The organism is Burkholderia sp. S171, from assembly GCF_009766085.1.
In the GTDB taxonomy this organism is placed as follows: Bacteria; Pseudomonadota; Gammaproteobacteria; order Burkholderiales; family Burkholderiaceae; genus Caballeronia.
Map to the genome: position 1 here is coordinate 23,514 of NZ_LMUF01000025.1, position 22,658 is coordinate 46,171.

General features: G+C 59.7%; 22 protein-coding genes. 6 read left to right on the forward strand and 16 right to left on the reverse strand.

All coding sequences use genetic code 11. The features are described 5' to 3' along the window. Positions 1-3: 3 nt before the first annotated feature. The 6 genes from GSQ93_RS12060 to ada form a co-directional block, all read right to left on the reverse strand. A complete protein-coding gene (locus GSQ93_RS12060) occupies positions 4-1,575 on the reverse strand; it encodes an efflux transporter outer membrane subunit (RefSeq protein WP_158935880.1) in 1,572 nt (523 codons plus the stop codon). Positions 1,576-1,818: 243 nt separating this feature from the next. Further along, entirely contained in the window at positions 1,819-2,076 is a 258-nt protein-coding gene (locus tag GSQ93_RS12065; protein WP_158935881.1) for a hypothetical protein, read from the reverse strand. A gap of 792 nt (positions 2,077-2,868) precedes the next feature. Next, positions 2,869-3,414, reverse strand: a complete 546-nt coding sequence (locus tag GSQ93_RS12070; protein WP_158935899.1) for a hypothetical protein — start codon at positions 3,412-3,414, stop codon at positions 2,869-2,871. A gap of 279 nt (positions 3,415-3,693) precedes the next feature. Further along, entirely contained in the window at positions 3,694-5,313 is a 1,620-nt protein-coding gene (gene gshA / locus GSQ93_RS12075; protein ID WP_158935882.1) for a glutamate--cysteine ligase, read from the reverse strand. 263 nt (positions 5,314-5,576) lie between these two features. Continuing rightward, on the reverse strand, positions 5,577-6,545 hold the full coding sequence (locus tag GSQ93_RS12080; protein ID WP_158935883.1) for a DNA-3-methyladenine glycosylase: 969 nt from the start codon (positions 6,543-6,545) through the stop codon (positions 5,577-5,579). A gap of 49 nt (positions 6,546-6,594) precedes the next feature. Beyond that, positions 6,595-7,704, reverse strand: a complete 1,110-nt coding sequence (gene ada / locus GSQ93_RS12085; protein WP_158935884.1) for a bifunctional DNA-binding transcriptional regulator/O6-methylguanine-DNA methyltransferase Ada — start codon at positions 7,702-7,704, stop codon at positions 6,595-6,597. A 388-nt stretch (positions 7,705-8,092) separates the two neighbouring features. Between ada and GSQ93_RS12090 the strand changes: the two genes are divergently transcribed. Then, positions 8,093-8,500: a VOC family protein gene (locus GSQ93_RS12090; protein ID WP_158935885.1), complete on the forward strand. Its 408-nt coding sequence runs from the start codon at positions 8,093-8,095 to the stop codon at positions 8,498-8,500. 24 nt (positions 8,501-8,524) lie between these two features. Here GSQ93_RS12090 and GSQ93_RS12095 read toward each other — a convergent pair whose 3' ends face one another. Beyond that, positions 8,525-9,076 (reverse strand): YaeQ family protein, encoded by a 552-nt coding sequence (locus GSQ93_RS12095; protein WP_158935886.1) that lies wholly within the window; start codon positions 9,074-9,076, stop codon positions 8,525-8,527. A gap of 374 nt (positions 9,077-9,450) precedes the next feature. Further along, entirely contained in the window at positions 9,451-9,795 is a 345-nt protein-coding gene (gene sap1, locus GSQ93_RS12100) for a surface attachment protein Sap1 (RefSeq protein WP_158935887.1), read from the reverse strand. 530 nt (positions 9,796-10,325) lie between these two features. Here sap1 and GSQ93_RS12105 point away from each other — a divergent pair. Further along, positions 10,326-10,952 (forward strand): LysE family translocator, encoded by a 627-nt coding sequence (locus GSQ93_RS12105; protein WP_158935888.1) that lies wholly within the window; start codon positions 10,326-10,328, stop codon positions 10,950-10,952. 160 nt (positions 10,953-11,112) lie between these two features. On the opposite strand, the gene GSQ93_RS12110 is transcribed toward GSQ93_RS12105, so the two are convergent. The 4 genes from GSQ93_RS12110 to mnmE form a co-directional block, all read right to left on the reverse strand. Continuing rightward, entirely contained in the window at positions 11,113-11,433 is a 321-nt protein-coding gene (locus GSQ93_RS12110) for a DNA-binding transcriptional regulator (protein ID WP_158935889.1), read from the reverse strand. After that, positions 11,426-11,791, reverse strand: coding sequence for a type II toxin-antitoxin system RelE/ParE family toxin (locus GSQ93_RS12115; RefSeq protein WP_158935890.1), 366 nt, complete (start codon positions 11,789-11,791; stop codon positions 11,426-11,428). The genes GSQ93_RS12110 and GSQ93_RS12115 overlap by 8 nt, the downstream gene beginning before the upstream one ends. A gap of 243 nt (positions 11,792-12,034) precedes the next feature. Beyond that, positions 12,035-12,172 carry a hypothetical protein gene (locus tag GSQ93_RS12120; RefSeq protein WP_158935891.1) on the reverse strand — a complete coding sequence of 46 codons (138 nt, stop codon included), beginning with the start codon at positions 12,170-12,172 and terminating at the stop codon, positions 12,035-12,037. A gap of 67 nt (positions 12,173-12,239) precedes the next feature. Then, the gene (mnmE, locus tag GSQ93_RS12125) at positions 12,240-13,628 is read right to left on the reverse strand and encodes a tRNA uridine-5-carboxymethylaminomethyl(34) synthesis GTPase MnmE (protein ID WP_158935892.1); all 1,389 of its coding nucleotides are present in this window, start codon (positions 13,626-13,628) and stop codon (positions 12,240-12,242) included. A gap of 312 nt (positions 13,629-13,940) precedes the next feature. Here mnmE and GSQ93_RS12130 point away from each other — a divergent pair, with 312 nt between their 5' ends. Then, positions 13,941-14,360 (forward strand): transcriptional regulator, encoded by a 420-nt coding sequence (locus GSQ93_RS12130; RefSeq protein ID WP_158935893.1) that lies wholly within the window; start codon positions 13,941-13,943, stop codon positions 14,358-14,360. A gap of 77 nt (positions 14,361-14,437) precedes the next feature. Here the strand turns inward: GSQ93_RS12130 and yidC are convergent, their stop codons facing one another. The 4 genes from yidC to rpmH form a co-directional block, all read right to left on the reverse strand. Beyond that, positions 14,438-16,114, reverse strand: a complete 1,677-nt coding sequence (gene yidC, locus GSQ93_RS12135) for a membrane protein insertase YidC (RefSeq protein WP_158935894.1) — start codon at positions 16,112-16,114, stop codon at positions 14,438-14,440. Positions 16,115-16,122: 8 nt separating this feature from the next. Beyond that, on the reverse strand, positions 16,123-16,506 hold the full coding sequence (gene yidD, locus GSQ93_RS12140; RefSeq protein WP_158935900.1) for a membrane protein insertion efficiency factor YidD: 384 nt from the start codon (positions 16,504-16,506) through the stop codon (positions 16,123-16,125). A 67-nt stretch (positions 16,507-16,573) separates the two neighbouring features. Further along, positions 16,574-17,026 carry a ribonuclease P protein component gene (gene rnpA / locus GSQ93_RS12145; RefSeq protein ID WP_174254610.1) on the reverse strand — a complete coding sequence of 151 codons (453 nt, stop codon included), beginning with the start codon at positions 17,024-17,026 and terminating at the stop codon, positions 16,574-16,576. Positions 17,027-17,118: 92 nt separating this feature from the next. Further along, the gene (rpmH, locus tag GSQ93_RS12150) at positions 17,119-17,253 is read right to left on the reverse strand and encodes a 50S ribosomal protein L34 (RefSeq protein ID WP_006998755.1); all 135 of its coding nucleotides are present in this window, start codon (positions 17,251-17,253) and stop codon (positions 17,119-17,121) included. A 418-nt stretch (positions 17,254-17,671) separates the two neighbouring features. Between rpmH and dnaA the strand changes: the two genes are divergently transcribed. The 3 genes from dnaA to GSQ93_RS12165 all read left to right on the forward strand — a co-directional run. Continuing rightward, complete coding sequence (gene dnaA / locus GSQ93_RS12155) at positions 17,672-19,264, forward strand: chromosomal replication initiator protein DnaA (protein ID WP_158935896.1); 1,593 nt, start codon at positions 17,672-17,674, stop codon at positions 19,262-19,264. Between the two features lie 500 nt (positions 19,265-19,764). Beyond that, positions 19,765-20,868: a DNA polymerase III subunit beta gene (gene dnaN / locus GSQ93_RS12160; RefSeq protein WP_158935897.1), complete on the forward strand. Its 1,104-nt coding sequence runs from the start codon at positions 19,765-19,767 to the stop codon at positions 20,866-20,868. A 147-nt stretch (positions 20,869-21,015) separates the two neighbouring features. Next, positions 21,016-22,658: DNA gyrase subunit B (locus GSQ93_RS12165; RefSeq protein ID WP_158935898.1), on the forward strand; the 1,643-nt coding region annotated here is incomplete at its 3' end.

Sequence of the window (22,658 nt, forward strand, 5' to 3'; positions counted from 1 at the left end):
GTCTTACTCTTTGGCCGTGCCGCCGCCGTTCGTCGCAACCGTCGACGAACCTTGCGCGGGATTCGACGCGGCGTTCGACCCCTTCACCGCAACTGCGCTCGCGGGAACCGGCGCCGCTGCGCTGCCGGTTTCCTGATCCATCTGCGCCGTGTCCCAGCCACCGCCGAGCGCCTTGATCAATCCCACCGACGACACCATCCGTTCCCCGGCGATATTCGCCAGCTTCTGCTCGGCGGTGAACGCCGTGGTCTGCGCAGTGAGCACGTTGATGAACCCGACCGTGCCCGACTTGTACTGATTGGTCACAATAGCCAGCGCCTGCTGCGCCGACGCCACCGCTTGCTGCTGGATCCCGATCTCGTTCGCGAGAATCCTCTGCGACGCCAAATTGTCCTCGACGTCCTGGAACGCGGTCAGCACCGCTTGCCGATACGTCGCCACGGCCGAGTCATACGACGCGCGCGCCGCTTCGGTCTGGGCGGCCCGCAAGCCGCCATCGAAAATGGTCGCCGCGAGATCCGGCCCGAGCGTCCAGAAGCGCGACGGCGCGGTCAGCAATTGCGAAAATATTGAGCTTTGGAAGCCGCCGGTTGCTGACAAGGTCAGCGTAGGGAAAAACGCCGCAATGGCCACGCCGATCTGTTCGTTCGCCTGCGCCGCCTTGCGCTCGGCCGACGCAATGTCAGGCCGCCGTTCGAGGATGGCAGACGGCAGTTGCAGCGGCACGTCGGGCGGCGTGGCGTCGAGCGGCGATGAGGCGATAGAGAATGTCGACGCCGGCTCGCCGACCAGCACGGCAATCGCGTGTTCGTATTGCGCGCGGGCGACGCCGTTATCGATAGCCGACGCTTGTGCCGATTGCAATTGCGTCTGCGCCTGAATCACATCCGAGCGGGCGGCCGTGCCTTGCGCGTACTGGTTCTGCGTGAGTCGCAGCGTGCGCTGATAGGCGGCGACGGTGTCGTCGAGGAGCTTTTGCTGTGCGTCCAGCGAACGCAACTGGAAGTACGTTTGCGCGAGCGAGCCTTGCGCCGAGAGCCGTGCGTTGGCGAGATCGGCAGCGGCACTTTGCTCACCGGCGCGCTGCGCGCCGACCGTCCGGCTGACGGTGCCCCACAGATCCGGTTCCCACGATGCATCGAGGGAAAGATCGTAGGCATTGTTGATCGATCCACCGCTAGAAACCGATCCGCTCGAGCGGGTGGAAGAACGTGCCCGCGAACCCGTCGCCGATAACCCCAGCGTAGGGAAATACGCCGCACGCGCTTCTGAGACCAACGCCCGTGCCTGCCGATAAGCCGCCGCGAATTGAGCAATAGTTTGATTCGACGCATTCAACCGCGTTTCGAGGTCATTCAACTGCGGGTCGTTATAAATCGCCCACCAGTTTCCACGATCGACCCGGTCCGAAGGCTGCGCGACTTTCCAGCCCTCGGGCGCTTCTTTATACGATGCGGGAATCGCGGCGTCGGGGCGTTTGTAGTTCGGACCGACGGCGCAACCGGCCATTGTCAGTGCCAGTGCGAGGACGAAAGCGGACTTGCGAGGAAAAACGGGTATTCGGGTGAACGGCATCTGCTCTGGATTCCTGTCGGAGGTTGCGCGTGCTTCAACGCAATGCGGCGCGAAGCGTTCGTGCAACCGGTCCGAAATGGTAACTGAACGCGCGCGTAGGGCGAACGTCGGGCAGGCGTTAGGGTAACGGTTTGAAAGGAAGCTGGGTGTTACTCGCCGTGCGGAATCAGTTACGGGTCGTTACGCAACTCGCAGGCGCTGCGTGGGTTGCGTAACGAAGCGTCAAGAACGGCGACGAGAGTATTAGGCGTCGCAGTGTTTCGGACGGCAAAGCAGCGGGGTATTGGCGGGCGCAGTATCGGCGGGCTTGCGCGTGCGCCTGTTTTCGAACCACGCGGCACCCAGCACGACAAACGATCCGCCCGGCAGCAAGAACACGATCACATAGAGCGCCAGCTTCCACGAGCTTAAATTAGGCGGCAGGACGTGCAGCAAGGCGGCAGTGATTGAATGGCCGAAGCGTCGGCCGAGGAGGCGGGTGGTTTGGGCAGCGCGGTTCATCGGGTAAATCCATTTACGCATCGAATGGTTCGATGCTTTCAGTCGGTCAGAACATGGTCTCGGGTGGCGCCTTGGCGCGTAACTCGTTGCTTAGAATAATATTGACTATGCAATCGATTTTCAAGATGCGTTCCTTAGCAAATTTTTGCACTGTTGTTTTTAAGTCGCGAGAGCGGAGCCTGCGTGGTACTAGCATTCGCCGGCTGGCGGATGGGATGGGTTGTTTCACTCCAGGGCTCTCCATTGGGGGCGTTCTGTGCGCTGCGACTGACGGTGTTTCGATGGAATTCACGCGGCTTCTGAGCGTTGCTTGAATTCATGTGCCTTGAACCGGCAGACGCGGCCGTTGCGCATTGCAGCCTGCCAGCAAGGGGTTTTGTGGAGGAAGCGCGGGGCGAGGTCGCTTTAAATGAAGTATTGCATGGAACGTGTTCGACTAAGCAGCGGGCGAGCGTTGCGGGTTCACGAGAACGGGGAAGCGGAGAGCGCGTGGGAGGCTAGGCCGGCGAATCTCTTTCAGGCGCTTCGGCCGCGTATTGCACGGAGACGCGTTGCGCCAAGTGTCCCGAACAGGCGGAGAAGTCGGCCATTACCTCGCGGAAGTAAAACAATGCCTATGCAAGGGTTTTAGCTATCGAACCGATAGTAACCAGCCCGTCGATGCATTAAATAGTAGGTAGGCGCCACATACCCATCGATAGCCGCCGTCTTGCCGATTTGCTTGATCGAATAAGCAAAGGCCGCGTTCCCTGACGAGAATGCGGCCTTCAGCGCTTAATAACGGACGGAAACTTACTGCGGCGTCAGGACTTGGCCAGATTGTCCCGGCTGATTCTCGAGCGTCGGCGGCATGGGCTGGACGGGCAAGTTTTGCCGCATCGGCTGCGATGGTGGAGCAGGAGAAACCGGCGGCAACGCATTGCCAGATGCCGTTGCGCCTCCCGGCGTGCCCATCTGCGATGGCCCGCCGCGCACGAATTGCTTGAAGTCCGCGCCGGCCTTCCAGGGGTTTGGCTCGCAACCGAGCATGTTGTCGCAATGGGCGGCGAAACCGATCGTGGCCGTCCCTTCGTTGCTTGGCGTTTTGGTGATCTGGTACGCCAAGGCGCGTTTGCCGCCCGACGGGCCATCGGTCTGGATGATCGAATCTGTCACGGTCTGCAGTTTGTATTCGGAGTGATTGCTCACCCAAACCTGCGCGCGCGCCCACCACGCGTCACATTCGGCCTTGTTCGTACACGTGAGCGGCGCTGTGGCCTGCTCCATGGTTTCGCCAGCGATCTGTCCGGTCGTCGAGCATCCGGCCAGGAGAGCGATTGCCGCCACCACCGTACTCATTGCCGCCGTCTTGGCCAAGTTCGTGCCTCCCAACAGGTTTTTTCTCATTTTTCTAACTCTCCTTGATGTGTGTCCGGACTGGCCGATCGTGCCCGGCCAGTCGCTAACCAGTCTGACTCAGCTGATACGTCGCTATTTTCAGACCCGACACGCACGCGAGCGTTTCCACGCGTTGCGCACTGTTGCAAAACAAGTAAGGGTTGCCGCTGCTGAGGCTGTGCGGCGAGGAAAAACTGCTGGGTTGCTGGGCGTCGGTTTTAGAGCCGGCGCCCAGCCAATTCAAACGCTGATACGGTTCAACGTGTAAGCACGATAAGCACCGACGAAGGCATCGAACGAACCGACTTCTTCACGCTCGATTCTTGCCTGATCATCCAGCGACTTTGCAGCAAGCGCTGCCATTTCGCGCTCGGCTTCGGCGCTAAGCGGACGGCCACGGAAGTAATCGGCATGCTTTGCGCTGAGTTCCAGCGCAAATTCGTTGAAGCTCTGGTGCCGCTCGCGCATGGTCTCGAGCACGCGAGCGGACGGTGTCAGCGAGACATCGGATACCCGTGCGCGCTGGGCCTTCAACGCGGTCATGTGTTCATTCATGCCATGCAACGCGTCGAGTGCCTGTGCGACCGGTTCGATGGCGTCGAGCAACGAATCCGCCCAGCTTTGCATGGGGACTTCCCGGCCATCGCGTGACAGCGTCAGGCCGGGCTTGCGACCTTCCTTCGTGATGCGCGCGAAGTTTTCGTTGGCTTCTTCGTTGGCAGCACGCGGCAGAACCGGGCTGTCTTCGATCGCGCAATACAGCAGATACGCGTCCATGAAACGCGCGGTCTCCAGCGAAATCCCGGTCGGTTCAAACGGGTCGATATCGAGGCAACGCACTTCAATGTATTGCACGCCACGCGACGACAACGCATGCAACGGTCGCTCACCGGGTTGCGTCACGCGCTTCGGCCGGATGGTCGAGTAGAACTCGTTCTCGATCTGCAGCACGTTCGTGTTGATCTGCACCCACTCGCCGTCGCGCTGCGTGCCGATGGCTTCATACGCCGGATACGGCTCGCTGACCGCTTTCGCGAGGACATCGAGGTAACCGTCGAGCGTGTCGTAGCTCGGCAGCAGTGCGGATTGCGCCGGGTTGTTCGTGTAGCCGAGATCGCTCATCCGCAGGCTGGTGGCGTACGGCAAATAACGCGTTGTGGCGTCGAAGGTCTCGAGCGAATTCGGGCGGTCGCGCAGGAACTGCTGGTTGAGCGCCGGCGATGCGCCGAACAAATACATCGGCAGCCAGCTTGTACGGCGGAAATTCCGGATCAGCGCGAAGTATCGTTCGGACTGGAAATCGACAAGTGGCACGGCACCGCGGTTATCGAGCGCGGCCCAGTTGCGCCACACATCTTCGTGCAGCGAATAGTTGTAGTGAATCCCGGCGATGCATTGCATGGTGCGGCCGTATCGCAACGACAAACCGCGCCGGTATACATGCTTCAACATGCCTATATTCGATGTGCCATACCAGCCGATCGGGATGTCCTGATCGGCGGGAAGCACGCCGGGCATGGAGTCGTTCCAGAGCACTTCGCTGCCGAGATGGGCATAGGCGAAGCGATGCAAGTCGTCCAGTTGCTCAAGCGTGCGCGCAACGTCGTTCTCAGCGGGCGTAATCAGTTCGATCAGCGCTTCGGAATAGTCCGTGGTGATCAGCGGATGCGTGAGTGCGGAGCCGAATGTGCGTGGATGCGGCGTGGTGGCAAGCGTACCGTCGCGCGTGACCCGCAGGCTTTCCTTCTCGATGCCGCGTAGCCCTTGGCGCAACGCAGCGCCTTGCGGGCCGCTGGTCAGCGCGGATAAGCGGCGCAGGAAAGCGCTGTCGGACGGAGATGAGAAATTCGTATTTGCCATTGCTGCGACGGTTGCGTGTCTGGCGCCGAACCGAATGCGCCGAACCAGATTTTTGGGTAGCGGGCACTTTAACACCTCAGTGTAAGACGTGCTTGAACCCTTGCCGGATAAGGGTTTGCGCGAATTTCCCACAGATTGCAACGCAACAGGCAGCGGCAGGCTTTTTTGATGGACGATGCGGGACTTCCGATTGCGCTGCGTAAGCGGCAGTGGGCGTGGGCGGGCTTCAGGATCCGCTTCGAGCCACGTAGCGACGCTGTGCGTCAGCCGCCTTTCGCAGACCCTGCCCGGTCCGCGATCTCGTTCCACACATGAAGTGCAGCATACGCGCGATACGGCCGCCAGGCCTCAGCGCGGGCGCGCAGCGCCGCCGCTTTCGCCATCGACGGATCGCGTGCCACCAGCGCCTGCATCAGGATCAGGTCGGTGCCGGGCCACGCGTCGGCATCGCGTAGTGCGCGCATTGCGACATATTCCACCGTCCATGGTCCGATACCCGGCATGGCCAGCAACGCCGCCCGCAGCTCGGCGCGGTCCGCATGGGGATTGTCGAGCGGCAACGCGCCTGCCGCGACTTCGCGTGCAAACCCCTGCAACGCGGCCACGCGTTTGCCCGGCATGCCGATCTTCTCCAGATCGACCGCGGCCAGCGCAGCGGGCGTGGGGAAACGCCAGGCCGTACCGGCATGCGGATGATCGGTGAGTGGCGTACCGGCGCGTTCGACCAGCCTTCCGACAATAGTCGATGCCGCTTTCACGCTGACCTGCTGCCCGACTATCGCGCGCACGACCAGTTCGAAGCCCGACCACGCGCCAGGTACGCGCAACCCGGGCACAGCCTGGGTCATCGGCGCGAACCACGGGTCGCGAGCGAGATGCGCGGCGATGGCGGGTGCATCGGCCTGGAGATCGAACATGCGCGTGAGATGCTCGCCGATGGCTTTCGCATGGCGGCTCGCCGCACCTTCCAGCGTCGCGACGAGACACGGTTTGGTGGCGTGCCGCGTCACACTGAGCGTGCCCGAATCGCCAAGCCACTCAATTGCGCGCCGATACGAACCGTCCTCCACCGCTTCGACGCCATGCGTCGCGCGTCCCGCGAAAAATCGCAGGACGCGGGGCCAATCGTAGGGTTCGACGTAGGGAAGCTGGATTCGGGTGGGTTTGGTCTGTGGCAATTTAGATGCGTTCGAAAGCAGGGAGGATCGGGCGATCAGGATGCTGATCGGCATCGTATCGTTCAACGTGATCGAGACGATACCGAAAACCCGCTATTCGCCATCACCCCAGATCCTCCGCACTCACAGTTTCGAGCGGCGCCTCCAGCCGATGCTCCTTTTCCGCCGATAACAACGCGACCTTGCGCGCCGTGCCCCATCGGTAGCCCGCCAGCGCGCCATCCTTATGCACGACGCGATGACACGGAATGGCAAGCGCCACCGGGTTCGACGCGCACGCGTTCGCCACAGCCCGCACCGCCTTCGGCGACCCAAGCGTTTCGGCTATATCGGTATAACTGCGTGTCTGGCCGTATGGAATCCTCTGCAACGCGTCCCATACGCGCTGTTGAAAAGCCGTTGCGCTGATATCGAGCGGCAGGTCGAAGTGCTCCCGCGTACCGCGCAAATAAGCATCAATCTGCACGATAAACGGCGCAAGCCGCGCCTGATCCTCGATCCTTTCTGCGTCCGACAACTCCTGCGCCAGTTCCGCTTCAAGCGTAGTTGGGTCATCGCCGAAAGCGATCTTGCAGATGCCCTTGGGCGTCGCCGCGACCAGCACGATCCCGAGCGCGGTCTGCGCAGTGGCGAAATGCACGACCAGCCCGGCTCCCTTGCGTCGATACGTCGACGGCGTCATCCCCAGTTCGGCGGGCGCGGCGTCATACATCCGTGATGTCGAACCGAAGCCGGCGTCGTGCATGGCGCGCGTCACGTCGTCGCCACGTTGGAGCGCACTGCGCAACGCATCCGCGCGGCGGGCGGCCTGGTATTGCCGCGGCGACACGCCGACCACGCGTGAAAACAGCCGCTGCAAATGAAACGGGCTGACATACACGGCGCGGCTCAATTCCGCGAGCGTGACGCGTTGCTGCGGGTCGGCATCGAGTACCTTACGCGCCCGCTCCACGATCGCCAGCTCGCGCGACAGGCTGCCCGGCTGACACCTTTTGCACGCCCGATAACCGGCGGCTTCAGCCTGTTGCGGGGTATTGAAGAATTCGACGTTTTCGCGCCGCGGTTGCCGCGACGCACACGATGGGCGGCAAAACACGCCGGTCGTACGAACCGCATAAAAGAATTCGCCGTCGGCGCTCGAGTCGCGGCTCGACAAGGCGTTCCAACGGGTTTCATCGTTGGAAAAAGCAACGGTACTTGATTCGGTTTTCATCACAATCCTTGGTTTGCGAAGGGTACGTGACTACTTTAGAGGCGGACGTCTATAGGTACTCGCCGGATCTTGCTCTGTCATTTCATCCTTGGATAACGGGGCTGTGAACGCATGGACAAATGACGCACAGATGCGACACATCACCACCATAGGGGTTTTTACTACGATAAGTGTTGCATCGACCCTATCGGCTGTGTAATATCGGAACTGTCTCCTCCATGTCTCCTCCTGATATGGATTCAGCCCGCTCCGCAACGAGTGGGCTTTTTTTCGTCTGTATGCTTCGTAGCCTTTATAGCCGTGCTGTTTCGCAACACTTGCTAAACTTAACGCTGGTTTTTCGTGGCGATTCGTTGGTCGTCATCACGCAAAAAAACGGAGACACGCGATGCACATACCCATCCGCGAGATTGATCACGTCGTGATTCGCTGCGCGAACCTTGATGCCATGGTCGGCTTTTACAAGACGGTGCTCGGCTGTCCGGTGGAGAAGGAACAGCGCGAGCTCGGGTTGGTTCAGATGCGCGCGGGACGCTCGCTGATCGATCTGTTGGCGGTTGGCGCGAAGATCGACCGTCCGGAAAGCGGCACGCCGGGCGCGGGCAACAACATGGATCACTTGTGCTTGCGCGTGGAGCCATTCGACTCCGCCGCGTTGCGTGCACATCTGCTTGAGAACGGCGTGCGCCTGGGTGAAGAAGGTCGTCGCTACGGTGCGGAAGGCTTCGGCCCGTCGCTGTATCTATTCGATCTGGAAGGCAACCTTGTTGAGCTAAAGGGGCCGCCGGAGGCGTGACCGGCGGCTGGCCTGCTCATCCGCTCAGCGTGGCTTTCCCTTGAACACGGTCCAGTCGATAGCGACCGGATCCACCGTGGCGCTGCCCAGCGACGCCTCGCCGTCCTGCACCGTGCATTGAAGCCGCATGGTCCGTTCGGCCAACGCGCCGAGCGCTGTGGCCACACCATCGGTGAGCGACCAGACGGTCACGTTTTGCATCCGTTCGACCTTCGCCTTGACGCCCTGCCACCAGATTTCGGAGGTGCGGCCGCCATACGCGATCACGATCACCCGGTCCGCGCGACCGCTCGCCTTCGCGATGCGGCGTTCCTCCGGCTGACCCACTTCAATCCATGTTTCGATTTGCCCGGTCAGATCCTTTTGCCAGAGATCGGGTTCGTCGGTGTCTGACAGCCCTTTGGTGAATTCGAGGCGTTCGCTTGCGAATAACGCGAACGCGGCGACACGCACCATCATCCGGTCGTCTGTTTCGGACGGATGCCGGGCAATGGTCAGCGCGTGGTCGCCGTAGTAATGCCGATCCATGTCGGCAATTTGCAGCTCAGCTTTGTAGATTGTGGATTTAAGGGCCATGCAACACCGGAAAGCCTGTTTGAGAGGCTTGAAAAAGGGGGAATTCGGAACGGATGTTTCGGGCGGAACCGCTGCGTGCCGACGCGTTCCGAATCACATTCGACGACGTTCAACGCGTGATGATACCGAACGCGTTCGATCGTTGCGGGGAATCGCTGGTAAAGGGGAGATGTTGCGGGGAAAACGGGGGCGAGTTGGCGCTGACGTATGCCGTTGCCGATGTGGCTTGAGACTGTCCCGCGACTGTCTCGCGCGGGCGTGTAAAACCTGACGGGCGTGAATAAATTCACTCCGCGAGGTAATCAAGCGATTAGATGAGCGGCGGTTTTTACGCCGCCGTTATCGTTTAAAACCGTGATCTACAGCTGATTAATTCACTGCTTAATGAATCGGTCTGCAGTCCACAAGCCTTGTGTATCACTGTTTGAGGCATTTACAAATTCGACATCATGGCCGACAACCTGCACTACCCGGAAATGAGCGCCTTCCGGAGTCGGCATGCATTGAAACCCCGTGAAGAATTCCTGCATTTTCTGCTGCTCGCCTGCTTGGGCGTGCTGATCGGCGGAATCGAATTTGTCCTTCGATAAACAACCGAACGCATTAGGCATGAAACTGAACGTTTGTTGCGGCTGGATCACCTTGTCCTGGGCTTGCACCGAGGTGACCGCGCCCAATAAGCCGATCATCGCAAAACCAGCAATGGCGCGCTTTTTCATCTATAGCCTCCATGCAACTCTTTAGCGGGGATTTAGCTATGTATTCAGTGACTAGTTATTAATCTGCAGCGTTTATCCTAGACGAGAATTTGCAAGAGGCAAGCACAACTTGTGTGCGTTCGCAACACGACAGATTGTCGCAGAGGGATATTTAGGATTAAGCGGCTTTAAGCGCGCGGTGCCGTAGTCAAAAATCTCGATTGATGCGGCGCAAATAGAAAAGACAATAAAAGATGCCCGGTTCGCCGGAACCGGGCATTAACCTCACGAGTGAGGGAGGAGACACTACGGATTACCGGGCCTGATCGCTGGTCAAAACCCGTTAAATACTAAGCAGAATCTGTGCCGAACGCGGAAATCGATCACAAAAACGCAATTCCGCAGATGAAACCGTTGCAAGTCAGGCACTTGGTGCGTGACACGTTGCTTCGACGTGGGCCAGGTCCCGCTGCGGCTTCTGCTGTTTTTACACAGTGTCTTGTCAGACGCGGATGTTCGTGGATTAATCGACGCTTTCTACAGGAGCTTCTATGACCCTTGCTCAATGGCTGCCGTTCGCGATTGCCTCCGCCATCCTTGTTGCCATTCCCGGACCGACCGTGTTGCTCGTTGTCTCCTATGCGCTTGGCCACGGCCGCAAATACGCGCTTGCTACGACCGCTGGCGTCGCGCTGGGCGACCTTACGTCGATGACCGCTTCCATGCTCGGACTTGGCGTGTTGCTCGCGGCATCGGCGGAACTGTTTATGGTCTTGAAATGGGTGGGCGCGGCTTATCTCGTTTATCTGGGCATCAAGTTGTGGCGCGCGCCGGTGATCGATGCCGATGCGGTCAGCGCGCCCACCGAGTTGCGCACGAGCCGGATCGTCGCCCATGCTTACGCGGTGACCACGCTTAATCCGAAGAGCATCATTTTCTTTATCGCGTTCTTGCCGCAATTCATCGATCCGCACGTGGCGAGCATTTCGCAAATCGCGATCATGGAGGCGACGTTTGTCGGGTTGGCGGCGGCGAATGCGTTTGCGTATGCAATGCTTGCTTCGTTTGCGCGGCGCGCGATTCGGCGGCCCGGCGTGCAGCGGACGGTGAATCGCACCGGCGGCGCGCTGCTGATCGGGGCAGGGGTGTTTGCGGCGGCGTGGAAGAAGGCGGTTTAAGGTTTGGGTGGGCGGCGCCGGGGAAGCGCCGCGTAGCCGGTTATCGGCCGCTTCGCTCTCGGATGGGCTGAGCGTTCGCAAGCAACACTCGCTTTTTCAACGGTTATCTCAGCCCATTTCCGCCCCGAAGCGGCTGTGGCAATGCCTGCGGGTCACCGAATTACGCAAGCACCTCCAAGCCGTGTTTTTGAACGACTTGAAGCAGACGTGCCGCAAGACCGCTCGGCTTTTTTGCGCCAGCCTCCCACTGCCTGACGGTCGAAGGACTCGTGTTCAAGTAATGAGCAAAAACACTCTGGCTGACATTGGCAGACTTTCGGATACGTGCAACGTCCTTAGCCTCATAGTGAGGCGGCTCCTCGATGCATAGGTCTTCATACTCACGCATCGTCTTTTTGTCGATAAGCTTCGCGCGAAACAGGCCAGACGCGGCGCTGTGAATTGCCTCCGAAGCGTCGCTCTTGAATCGTTTGTCAGCCATTGCAAATCTCCAATAGTTCTCGCAGGTCAACTAGTACATCGATATCGCCTGATGTCTTGCTTCCATAATCCTTGGCGAGTCGCTTGAACTTCTTTAGATCGATGTCGCCGATATTGTCCATGTCGCTTTTCGCAAACAAAAACACGAAGATCCATCTTCTGCCCACCTTGTTTAAAACGAGGCGGCGTTTCGTATTCCTGTCCAGTCGCTTCTTCCAGCCATTGCCACCGAGATCATCGCCTTGGCCCGCCATCAGTTGCTTTGCGGCTTTGCACAGATCGCCGTAGGTAATGCCAGCAGAGTTGGCGGCCCTGCTGAACCATACTGTCTTAAAGAAGCGCTGCGCGGGTGGTTGCATTGCATGCCGGTTTGACTATAAAGATCGGCTATGACACCTGGTGGTATAGTCTTCAAGTCAAATTCTGATGCAACGGAGACTATGATCGATCCGGTTCGATGGCGGGAGCTCGCACCACACATAGTGCGAATGTCAGCGAAGAGGGAAGAGGGGGTTAAGGCTTAGGTGAGCGGCGCGGGTCAAGCGGCGGTACGCCTCCACTTCGATTCGTCGGCGCCATGGCGCTCTGACTAGAGGCCCGAATCACAAACCAAGCCATCCAAACCACACCGCCATTCGCCAGAGCCCCGCGATAACGATCACCGCAGCGATGGTGGCCAAGGCTATCTGCCTGCGGCAGCGAGTGGCTTGCTCTTCATCGAGACCCTTTGGTTTCGCCATTTCGGCCTCCCTGCGTGGCTTCCCTGCTGGAATCCTACATCAAGGAATGCGATGAACCATGCGACGCCTACTTCCCAATACAAAACCGGCTGAAAATCACACCCAGCAGGTCATCGGAACTGAACTCCCCGGTGATCGAATTGAGCTGATCCTGGGCGAGCCGCAGCTCTTCGGCGAACAAATCGAGCGCTTGCGAATTCTGGTCCGCGTGGTCCGCGGCAATCGCCAGATGTTCGCGCGCCGCGCGCAGCGCAATCAGATGCCGCTCGCGTGCCAGATAGATGCTTTCCGCGCCCGCCTGCCAACCGGCAATCTTGAGTAATTCGCCGCGCAACAGCGCAATACCGTCCCCGGTTTTCGCCGACAAACGCACTTCCCCGACGCCATCATCGGCCATATCAGCCGATGCTTCCACGCCCGCCAGATCCGCCTTGTTCAGCACGCGCACGACCGGCACGCCAACCGGAAAACGCGCCGAGATTGCAGCATCGTCGGTGCTCAGCGCTTCGCGAGCGTCCAACAGATGCAGCACGACATCTGCGCGACCGATTTCCCCCCACGTCCGCTCGATACCAATCCGCTCCACCTCGTCCTGCGTTTCGCGCAGGCCCGCGGTATCGATGACATGCAGTGGAATGCCTTCAATCTGAATAGTCTGCGTGACCTTGTCGCGCGTGGTGCCGGCGATCGGCGTGACGATAGCGAGTTCCGCGCCGGCCAACGCGTTCAGCAACGACGATTTGCCCACGTTCGGCTGCCCGGCCAGCACAACCGATAGCCCTTCACGCAGCAGCGCGCCCTGACGAGCATCAGCGAGCACCTTGTCCAGCAAGGCCCGGATGCGGGCAAGCTTGCCGCGGGCATCGGCGGCTTCCAGGAAATCGATCTCCTCTTCGGGAAAATCGAGCGTCGCTTCGACCAGCATCCGCAACGTGATCACGTCTTCCACGAGCGCGTGGATTTCGCGCGAGAAAGCGCCATCGAGTGAACGGCCCGCCGAGCGCGCCGCGGCTTCCGTGCTCGCCTCGATCAAATCGGCCACGGCTTCGGCCTGAGCCAGATCTAGCTTGTCGTTCAGAAAGGCGCGGCGCGTGAACTCGCCCGGTTCGGCCAACCGCACCCCGAATTCACGCCCGGTATCGACAGCACGCTGCAACAGCAGTTGCAACACGATCGGACCGCCGTGCCCCTGCAACTCGAGCACGTGTTCGCCGGTGTAAGAGTGCGGCGCGGGGAAATACAGCGCAATGCCGCGATCGATCGCCTCACCGCGTGCATCGATAAACGGCACATAGCTCGCATGCCGCGCGTCGAGCAACTGGCCGCACAGCGCAAGCATTGCGTGCTTCGCCGCCGCCTCGCCCGCCCGCCCGAACGACAGCCGGATCACGCCGATCCCCCCACGCCCCGGCGCGGTGGCGATCGCGACAATCGGATCGGTGTCGTTATTGGACATGGTGGTTTCCAGCGGAACGCGAGTGAACGAGTGGCGGCATTGTAGCGTGGCGCCTTTGTTTCGCTGCGCCGCACGAGTCGTTCGGAGGATTCTTAATTTATCTTATGTGGGATATGATGAACCTTAGGAATGGCTGTGGGTGCGCATCGTTTCATTGGGTGCAAATGTGCTGGCTATTGGGTGACATCATTAATCAACCATCGCGGCATTCTCGAGTTGTTTTTCCTGAACGCGCTAAAAATGAGAAAGATGCGCCATATCTAGCGTAGGCGGTTGACTCCACCACTGCGTTTGCCTCGCACAATCGCGACCATGCCAACACCCAAAGAAAAAACCGATTTTTCGGATCGGCTCAAATTTTCGATGACACGCGCGCCCGAGAAAATGCGCGGCGCAACCGATCTCGCTTTGCATTTCAATTTGCGTTATCACGGCGAACCCGTGTCGCCGCAAACCACGCATAAGTGGCTGACCGCGCGTTCAATTCCCACTACCGACAAACTGGCGACACTCGCTGAGTGGTTCAAGGTCGAGCAGCATTGGCTTCACTACGGACCGCCGCCGAGCGGGAATCCACAAAACGCGCCGAAACCGATATCGCATGACGAGAAGTATCCGGCCTCAGAAGAGACGCTTGAACTGGCGTCGAAGATCGAGGCGCTTTCGTCGCATCACCGGTATTTGCTGGAAGAACTCATCGACCAGTTTTATGGGGCGGGTGGGAAACGATAAAACGCTTATACAAACAGTTCACAAAACGAAAACGCCCGGCAAGCCGGGCGTTTTCAATTCAACCGAAGGTCAAAGGCTTAAGCCTTCGCCACCTTCTTCTGTCCCATCATGCGCGTGATGTAATACTGCTGCGCGATGGAAAGCACGTTATTCACAACGTAATACAGCACCAGTCCTGACGGGAAGAAGAAGAACATGACCGAGAAAGCCAGCGGCATGAACATCATCATCTTTGCCTGAACCGGATCCGGCGGCGTGGGATTCAACCGCGTTTGCAGGAACATGGACACGGCCATCATCACCGGCAGGATGTAGAACGGATCGGCCTGCGACAAGTCGTGAATCCACAAGACCCACGGCGCACCGCGCATTTCCACCGACGACAGCAACACCCAATACAGCGAGATAAACACCGGAATCTGTACAACGACCGGCAAACAACCGCCGAACGGATTCACCTTCTCGGTTTTGTAGAGCGCCATCAACTCCGAATTCATCTTCTGCGGATCGCCCTTATACCGTTCACGCAATTGCGTCATGCGCGGCGTAATGGTCTTCATGCGAGCCATCGACTTGTAGCTTGCCGCCGACAGCGGGAAGAACACCGCCTTGATCAACAACGTGAGCAGGATGATCGACCAGCCCCAGTTGCCCACATAGCTATGGATCTTCTCGAGCAGCCAGAACAGCGGCTTCGCGATGATCGTCACCATGCCGTAGTCTTTCACCAGCTCAAGACCCGGCGCGACGCCTTCCAGCATCCGCTCTTCTTCCGGACCGGCAAAAAGCCGCGATTGCACGTCGACGGTCTGCCCCGGCGCAATGGTCTGCAACGGCTGCTGCACGCCAACGCGATACAACGCGGGATCGATCTTCTGCACGTAGATATCGCGCTTCACGCCCTGCTGCGGAATCCACGCCGACGCAAAGTAATGCTGCACCATCGCGACCCAGCCGTTATCGGCGGAGGGCGCGAAATCTTCCTTGCCCTTGTCGATATCGCTGAACGTCATCTTCTGAAAGTGATGCTGTTCGGTATAAACAGCCGGCCCGATGAACGTATGCGAGAAGCGCGGCGTTTCCACCGGCGAATCGTCACGCACGAGTTCCATATAGAGGCGCGGTGTGACCGGCGCCGTGCCGACGTTTTGCACCTTCGTGTCGACACCGATCACATAGCTGCCGCGCGTGAACGTGTAGGTCTTGATGACCTTCACGCCGCCCTTGACCGGCGACTCGAACGCGATGGACAACGTGTTGCCGTCACCCATCGACGTCTGGCCGCCCGGCACGAGCGTGAACACGTCGTTGTGGTTCGGGAAGTCGCCGCCGAGCAGGCCCGTGCGCGCGAGATACGTGTGCGTCGCGGTGTGATCGAAGAGCGTGATGTACAGATCCGGCTGCTTGCCGTCACCTTCCTTCACGAGCGACAGCTTCGACAGCGTGCCGCCGCGCGTATCGATCTGGCCGGAGTAGACATCCGTGGAGAAATTCACGAGCTGGTCTGCGGCGCTCGATGCAGGTGCGTTCGAACCCGGTGCGACCGGTGCGCCTGGTACGCCAGGAGTGGCCGGCAAATCGGCGGCTTGCGTGCCCGGCGTCGTGGTTCCCGGTGCAGCGCTGCCGACCGTCTTGGTCGGGACGGCGCTCGGGAAGAACATCGACGGGCGCCCATGGTCACGTTGCCAGTTGTCGAACAGCATGACAGCCGACATGAAAAAGATGACCCATAGGACGGTACGTTTGATATCCATGCGTTGTCTCAGTGTCGATCGAAGAGCGCGTTATTGGCGCCGTGGGGGTTTGAACTCACAGAATTTGCCGAATCCGACGGAGCTGGATTTGGCGAATTCGATGCGCTCGGGGCAGAGTCGTCGACTGGGTCGGCCGCTGACGCGCCATCCTGCTGAACGCAGCCGGCGGCGGACGGAGGCACGGGGACCAGATCGATGCCGCCAGCCGAAAACGGATGGCAGCGGCACAGACGTTTCGCTGCGAGGAATGAGCCACGCGCGGCGCCATGATACTGGATTGCTTCGCGCGCGTAGTCAGAACACGATGGGTAAAAGCGGCACCGGTTGCCGAGCATGGGGCTCACCGCAACCTTGTAGAAGCGTAATAAGGCGATCAACGCCGTTTCTGCCATTCGTGCCGTTTGCATAGAATTCGCGCTCAAGTCGACGCCGAACAAGCCGGTGTGCGCCTGAAGCGGCTCAAGAGCCCGCAGGCGCGGGTGGGTCGTTGACGATAGGCGATGCACCCTGCTCACCCATGCCTTCAGTACGTCGAGCGGCTTCGCGCACTGCACGGTCAAGCAGGCCGTCGATCTCTTCGCGAAACAACGTACGCAGCGGCGGCGATTTCGCGCTCGGCATGGCCTTGCGGTCAATTTTCGCATGCAGCCGCAGCAGGATGTCCCAGCCGCCAAGCTCCGCGCGCCGAAGCCGAAATGCCTCGCGCGCCAGCCGCTTGATCAGATTGCGCGTCACCGCACGCGGTGCAAACTTCTTGCCGATAACCAGACCCAGTCGCGCCTCGTTGCCTGTCGGCTTGCCATACAGGACAAAGTGCGGGGACCGGCGCCAGGGGCGCAAACGAAAAACGGATGAGTATTCATCCGTTTTCAGCAGCCTTGCGGCCTTGGGGAACGCGGCACTCGCTCGCAACTGACTGGTTTCCTGTCCGGAGCTGGTCGTGCTGCACACCTGGCCGTCGCACGCGTCTGGGCGAGTGCCGGGGCGCGCCGTCAAAAGCGACCTTATACAGCCAGGCGCTTGCGGCCCTTCGCGCGACGTGCGTTGATCACCTTGCGGCCGCCGGCCGTCTTCATGCGGACGCGAAAGCCGTGGGTACGCTTGCGGCGGGTGACGGAAGGTTGGTAAGTGCGTTTCATGTTGGTCTCACTTGGGTAAATACGGACCGCGCGGCATGAGGTAAGCGACGTAAAAAGCGACGCACCGGCCGGTGGTACAGAAATTCGGTTTTGCGGAACCCGCTATTTAAACCGTTTTCCTATTGACCGTCAATAGGTTACGAGGCATGGCGAGCGGTTTTCCAAGAAGTCCACAGGTCCGATGATTCGATACACGACATGGTCCGTCCCTGTGGATAACTCGCGCCGCGGTTGCATTTGGCGTTAGAATCTCCGCTCAATCCGACGTAACCGCACGTTGTCCCGGTCCGCTGTACCGCCTGCAAAAGCATGGTGGACAAGGCTCTGGGGCACGCTTGCCCGCGCGCACCGGGCCTTGCTGCCGAGTGGCGGCGAGGGCGGCGGCAGGACTCGCGGTAAACCCTAACGACTGCATTCGATGAACGATTTCTGGCAACACTGTTCCGCATTGCTGGAGCGCGAACTTACGCCACAGCAGTACGTCACATGGATCAAACCGCTGGCCCTGGTCGACTTCGATGCCGACGCGAGCACGCTGCGCATCGCCGCGCCCAATCGGTTCAAGCTCGACTGGGTGAAAAGCCAGTTTTCCGGCCGAATCGCGGATATGGCCCGGGATTTCTGGCACGCACCCGTCGATATTCAGTTTGTCCTGGACCCAAAAGCCACCGCCCGCAAGGCGATGGGCGGCGCGCCAGCGACATCCGCTTCGGCCGCGCCCTCGAGCACGCAGGCTTCCCCGTCCATGCAGCGGCCCTCGCCCCAGCCTGCCGAAAGAAGCAATGGCGGCCACGCGAACGCGAGCGCTCATATCAATGCGCTCGCGGCGGAAGCCGCGCAGAACGCGCAATCGCTGCAACATAACGACCAGGGCGACAACGGCGATCTCGATCTCCCGAGCCTCGACGCCAACGAAGCTGCCGTCGCTCGCCGGACATGGCGGCCGGGCGGCACGGCGTCGTCGAACGGGGAAAACGATTCGGCTTACGAGCGTTCGAAGCTCAATCCCGTCCTCACCTTCGATAACTTCGTGACCGGCAAGGCGAATCAGCTCGCCCGCGCAGCCGCGATCCAGGTCGCCGATAACCCCGGCATCTCGTACAACCCGCTGTTCCTGTACGGCGGCGTAGGTCTGGGCAAGACCCACCTGATTCACGCAATCGGCAACCAGTTGTTGCAGGACAAGGCCGGCGCGCGCATCCGCTACATCCATGCGGAGCAATACGTGTCGGACGTGGTGAAAGCCTACCAGCGCAAGGCTTTCGACGATTTCAAGCGTTACTACCATTCGCTCGACCTGCTGCTGATCGACGATATTCAATTCTTCTCGGGTAAATCGCGGACGCAGGAAGAGTTTTTCTATGCGTTCGAGGCGCTGGTGGCCAACAAGGCGCAGGTGATCATCACGAGCGATACGTATCCGAAGGAGATTTCGGGTATCGATGACCGGCTGATTTCACGCTTCGACTCCGGCCTGACGGTCGCGATCGAGCCGCCGGAGCTTGAAATGCGCGTGGCCATCCTGATGCGCAAGGCGCAATCGGAAGGCGTGAGTTTGTCGGAGGATGTGGCATTTTTCGTCGCAAAACATTTGCGCTCGAACGTGCGTGAACTCGAAGGCGCGTTGCGCAAGATCCTGGCGTTCTCCCGTTTCCACGGCCGCGAGATCTCGATCGAGTTGACCAAGGAAGCGCTTAAAGACCTGCTGACGGTGCAGAACCGGCAGATATCGGTGGAAAATATCCAGAAGACAGCGGCGGACTTTTACAACATCAAGGTCGCCGACATGTATTCCAAGAAGCGGCCGGCGAACATTGCGCGGCCCCGTCAAATCGCCATGTATCTGGCGAAGGAACTCACGCAGAAGAGTCTGCCGGAAATCGGTGAACTGTTCGGCGGGCGCGACCACACCACGGTGCTGCACGCCGTACGGAAAATTTCGGCGGAACGCGGCACGGACGCTCAGTTGAACCACGAATTACACGTGCTTGAGCAAACGCTGAAAGGTTGAGCGTTTTGCGCGGCGGCCACCCACGCGGCGCACGTCCGCGCGTGCGGCAAAAGACGTTGGGGTGCGGGAAAATGGCGGCTGAATCTGGCCGCCGGCAATGAACGGCCCCAAACCAATGCCGAACCAGAAAGCAATCATGCTGGCGGCGAAAAACGCATTCAACGGCCACTGATGATCCTGCGCGCGGTGGTTTGTCGCTTGCGCCCAAAAGCGCCACAAAAAGCGTCAAAAAATGGGCCTGTTTATTGACGAAATTGCCCCCATTTTCAGGGAGCGGTCAGGTTTTGAGGCACAATACGGGTTTGACCGTCCAGCGGCCCTGGGCGGCGTTTTGGCGCAAGCCTGGCACGTGCGGGCGGCAGTAGCCGCCCGCGCGTGACACGAGACCGTCCGAAGGTCATCCATGCGGTGGCAAACGCTTCTCAAAAAGCGGGGGCAAAAGTGGTGACTGCAGCGGTGACAAAAGCGGCGGACGGCCGTCACATCAACGAAGGAACTCTATGCAACTGGTCAAGACCGAACGAGATAATCTCCTAAGGCCGCTGCAAACCGTGAGCGGAATCGTCGAACGCCGTCATACGTTGCCGATCCTCGCCAATTTGCTGATCACGAAGACTGGCGCCGACGTGTCGTTCCTCTCGACCGATCTCGAACTTCAGATCACCACGCGTGCTGACTTCGGCACGGGCAGCGATCAGGTCGCCACCACGGTCGCCGCGCGCAAGCTGCTTGACATCCTGCGCGCCATGCCGCCGGGTGAAGTGTCGCTCGATCTCACCGACAAGAAGCTGACGGTACGCTCCGGCAAAAGCCGCTTCGCGCTCCAGACGCTTGCTGCCGATGAGTTCCCGACCGTCAACCAGGCTACAGAGTTCGGCGCGAGCCTGTCGGTTCCGCAAAAGACCTTCCGGCAATTGCTCGGCATGGTCCACTTCGCCATGGCGCAGCAGGACATCCGCTATTACCTGAATGGCATGCTGCTGGTGGTCGACGGCGACCAGTTGATGGCAGTTGCAACGGACGGTCACCGGCTTGCGTTTTCATCGATGAAAATCGAGGGATCGTTCGCGCGCCAGGAAGTCATCATTCCGCGCAAGACCATCCTTGAATTGCAGCGCCTGCTTGAAGACATTGACGACGCGCTGGTTATCGACATTGCTGCAAGCCAGGTCAAGTTCACGTTCGGCCAGGTCGAACTCGTGTCGAAACTCGTGGAAGGCAAGTTCCCCGACTTTCAGCGCGTGATCCCGAAGTCGCACAAGAACACGTTCCTGATCGGCCGCGAAGAATTGCAGCGTTCGCTGCAGCGTGCCGCCATTTTGACGTCGGACAAGTTCAAGGGCGTGCGCTGCCTGATCGAGCCGGGCCAGTTGAAGATCATGTCGACCAACGCCGACCAGGAAGAAGCGCAGGAAGAACTGGAAATCGCGTATCAAGGCGACAGCGTGGACATCGGTTTCAACGTCACGTATCTGCTCGACGTGCTCGCGAACCTGAAGATCGACATGCTGCAAGTGAGTCTCGGCGACGCTAGCTCAAGCGCGCTGATCACGATTCCCGAGAACGACGAATTCAAATATGTGGTGATGCCGATGCGCATCTGACGCGGCCAAAACTAAAAACTTTCCAAGGGGCGCATTGCCCCTTTGGCATTTTTAAGGTGTTTCGAAAAGTCTCATGCAGCGACCGCGCAGCAACCCCGCAGTGACCCAGTAGCAACTCCGTAGTGACGCAGAACCGGAAAAAAACCCATGACTGAAAACCCAATTTCGCAACCCGACAACGCTTATGGCGCATCCTCCATTCAGATCCTCGAGGGTCTGGAGGCGGTCCGCAAGAGGCCGGGTATGTATATCGGCGATACGTCGGATGGCACGGGTCTGCACCACCTCGTTTTCGAAGTGCTGGACAACTCCATCGACGAAGCGCTCGCCGGACATTGCAACGACATCCACGTCACCATTCACGCCGATAACTCCATCTCCGTGACCGATAACGGCCGTGGCGTACCGACGGGTCTGAAGCTCGACGACAAGCACGATCCGAAGCGCAGCGCCGCCGAAATCGTGATGACGGAGCTGCACGCGGGCGGCAAGTTCGACCAGAACAGCTACAAGGTGTCGGGCGGCTTGCACGGCGTGGGTGTGTCGTGCGTGAACGGCTTGTCCGAATGGCTGCGCCTCACCGTGCGCCGCGACGGGAAGAAGCACTTCATGGAGTTTCGTCAGGGCGTGGTGCAGAACCGCGAACTCGTGACGGAAGACGGCATTACGTATTCGCCTATGCCCGTTGTTGGCGACACGGAAAATCGTGGCACCGAAGTGCATTTCATGCCCGACATCACCATTTTCGGCCACGTGGAATTCCACTACGACATCCTCGCCAAGCGTATGCGCGAATTGTCGTTCTTGAATAACGGCGTGCGGATTCGCCTGACCGACCAGCGTGACGGCAAGACAGACGACTTCGCATTCGTCGGCGGCGTGAAGGGTTTTGTCGATTACATCAACAAGAACAAGCAAGTGCTGCATCCGACGGTGTTTCACGCGATTGGCGAGAAGGACAACGTCACGGTCGAAGTGGCCATGCAGTGGAACGACAGCTACAACGAAAACGTGTTGTGCTTCACGAATAACATTCCGCAGCGCGACGGCGGCACGCACTTGACCGGCTTGCGCGCGGCCATGACGCGGGTGCTGAACAAGTACATCACGGACCACGACATCGCGAAGAAAGCGAAGATCGAGACCAGTGGAGACGACATGCGCGAAGGCTTGTCGTGCGTGCTGTCAGTGAAGGTGCCGGAGCCGAAATTCAGCTCGCAGACGAAGGACAAGCTGGTGTCGTCGGAAGTGCGCGCGCCGGTGGAAGACGTGGTCGCCAAGGCGCTCGAGGAGTTCCTGCAGGAAACGCCGAACGACGCGAAGATCATCACGAACAAGATTATCGATGCAGCGCGTGCTCGCGACGCTGCTCGTAAAGCGCGTGAAATGACGCGGCGTAAAGGCGTGCTGGACGGCGTGGGTTTGCCAGGCAAGCTGGCCGATTGCCAGGAGAAGGATCCGGCGAAGTCGGAGATTTACATTGTCGAGGGCGACTCGGCAGGCGGATCGGCGAAGCAAGGGCGTGACCGGAAATTTCAGGCCATCCTGCCGTTGCGCGGGAAGGTGCTGAACGTGGAGCGCGCGCGTTTCGACAAGCTGATTTCGTCGGAGCAGATCGTGACGCTGGTTACGGCGCTCGGGACCGGGCTGGGCAAGGACGATTACAACCTCGAGAAGCTGCGTTATCACCGCATCATCATCATGACCGACGCGGACGTGGACGGTGCGCACATTCGTACGCTGCTATTGACGTTCTTTTATCGGCAGATGCCGGAGATTGTGGAGCGTGG

What these genes read in the sequence shown, in the direction of transcription:
- GSQ93_RS12060 (WP_158935880.1), bottom strand. Translation starts at nt 1,575, where the DNA reads ATGCCGTTCACCCGAATACCCGTTTTTCCTCGCAAGTCCGCTTTCGTC.
- GSQ93_RS12065 (WP_158935881.1), bottom strand. Translation starts at nt 2,076, where the DNA reads ATGAACCGCGCTGCCCAAACCACCCGCCTCCTCGGCCGACGCTTCGGC.
- GSQ93_RS12070 (WP_158935899.1), bottom strand. Translation starts at nt 3,414, where the DNA reads ATGAGTACGGTGGTGGCGGCAATCGCTCTCCTGGCCGGATGCTCGACG.
- gshA (WP_158935882.1), bottom strand. Translation starts at nt 5,313, where the DNA reads ATGGCAAATACGAATTTCTCATCTCCGTCCGACAGCGCTTTCCTGCGC.
- GSQ93_RS12080 (WP_158935883.1), bottom strand. Translation starts at nt 6,545, where the DNA reads ATGCCGATCAGCATCCTGATCGCCCGATCCTCCCTGCTTTCGAACGCA.
- ada (WP_158935884.1), bottom strand. Translation starts at nt 7,704, where the DNA reads ATGAAAACCGAATCAAGTACCGTTGCTTTTTCCAACGATGAAACCCGT.
- GSQ93_RS12090 (WP_158935885.1), top strand. Translation starts at nt 8,093, where the DNA reads ATGCACATACCCATCCGCGAGATTGATCACGTCGTGATTCGCTGCGCG.
- GSQ93_RS12095 (WP_158935886.1), bottom strand. Translation starts at nt 9,076, where the DNA reads ATGGCCCTTAAATCCACAATCTACAAAGCTGAGCTGCAAATTGCCGAC.
- sap1 (WP_158935887.1), bottom strand. Translation starts at nt 9,795, where the DNA reads ATGAAAAAGCGCGCCATTGCTGGTTTTGCGATGATCGGCTTATTGGGC.
- GSQ93_RS12105 (WP_158935888.1), top strand. Translation starts at nt 10,326, where the DNA reads ATGACCCTTGCTCAATGGCTGCCGTTCGCGATTGCCTCCGCCATCCTT.
- GSQ93_RS12110 (WP_158935889.1), bottom strand. Translation starts at nt 11,433, where the DNA reads ATGGCTGACAAACGATTCAAGAGCGACGCTTCGGAGGCAATTCACAGC.
- GSQ93_RS12115 (WP_158935890.1), bottom strand. Translation starts at nt 11,791, where the DNA reads ATGCAACCACCCGCGCAGCGCTTCTTTAAGACAGTATGGTTCAGCAGG.
- GSQ93_RS12120 (WP_158935891.1), bottom strand. Translation starts at nt 12,172, where the DNA reads ATGGCGAAACCAAAGGGTCTCGATGAAGAGCAAGCCACTCGCTGCCGC.
- mnmE (WP_158935892.1), bottom strand. Translation starts at nt 13,628, where the DNA reads ATGTCCAATAACGACACCGATCCGATTGTCGCGATCGCCACCGCGCCG.
- GSQ93_RS12130 (WP_158935893.1), top strand. Translation starts at nt 13,941, where the DNA reads ATGCCAACACCCAAAGAAAAAACCGATTTTTCGGATCGGCTCAAATTT.
- yidC (WP_158935894.1), bottom strand. Translation starts at nt 16,114, where the DNA reads ATGGATATCAAACGTACCGTCCTATGGGTCATCTTTTTCATGTCGGCT.
- yidD (WP_158935900.1), bottom strand. Translation starts at nt 16,506, where the DNA reads ATGGCAGAAACGGCGTTGATCGCCTTATTACGCTTCTACAAGGTTGCG.
- rpmH (WP_006998755.1), bottom strand. Translation starts at nt 17,253, where the DNA reads ATGAAACGCACTTACCAACCTTCCGTCACCCGCCGCAAGCGTACCCAC.
- dnaA (WP_158935896.1), top strand. Translation starts at nt 17,672, where the DNA reads ATGAACGATTTCTGGCAACACTGTTCCGCATTGCTGGAGCGCGAACTT.
- dnaN (WP_158935897.1), top strand. Translation starts at nt 19,765, where the DNA reads ATGCAACTGGTCAAGACCGAACGAGATAATCTCCTAAGGCCGCTGCAA.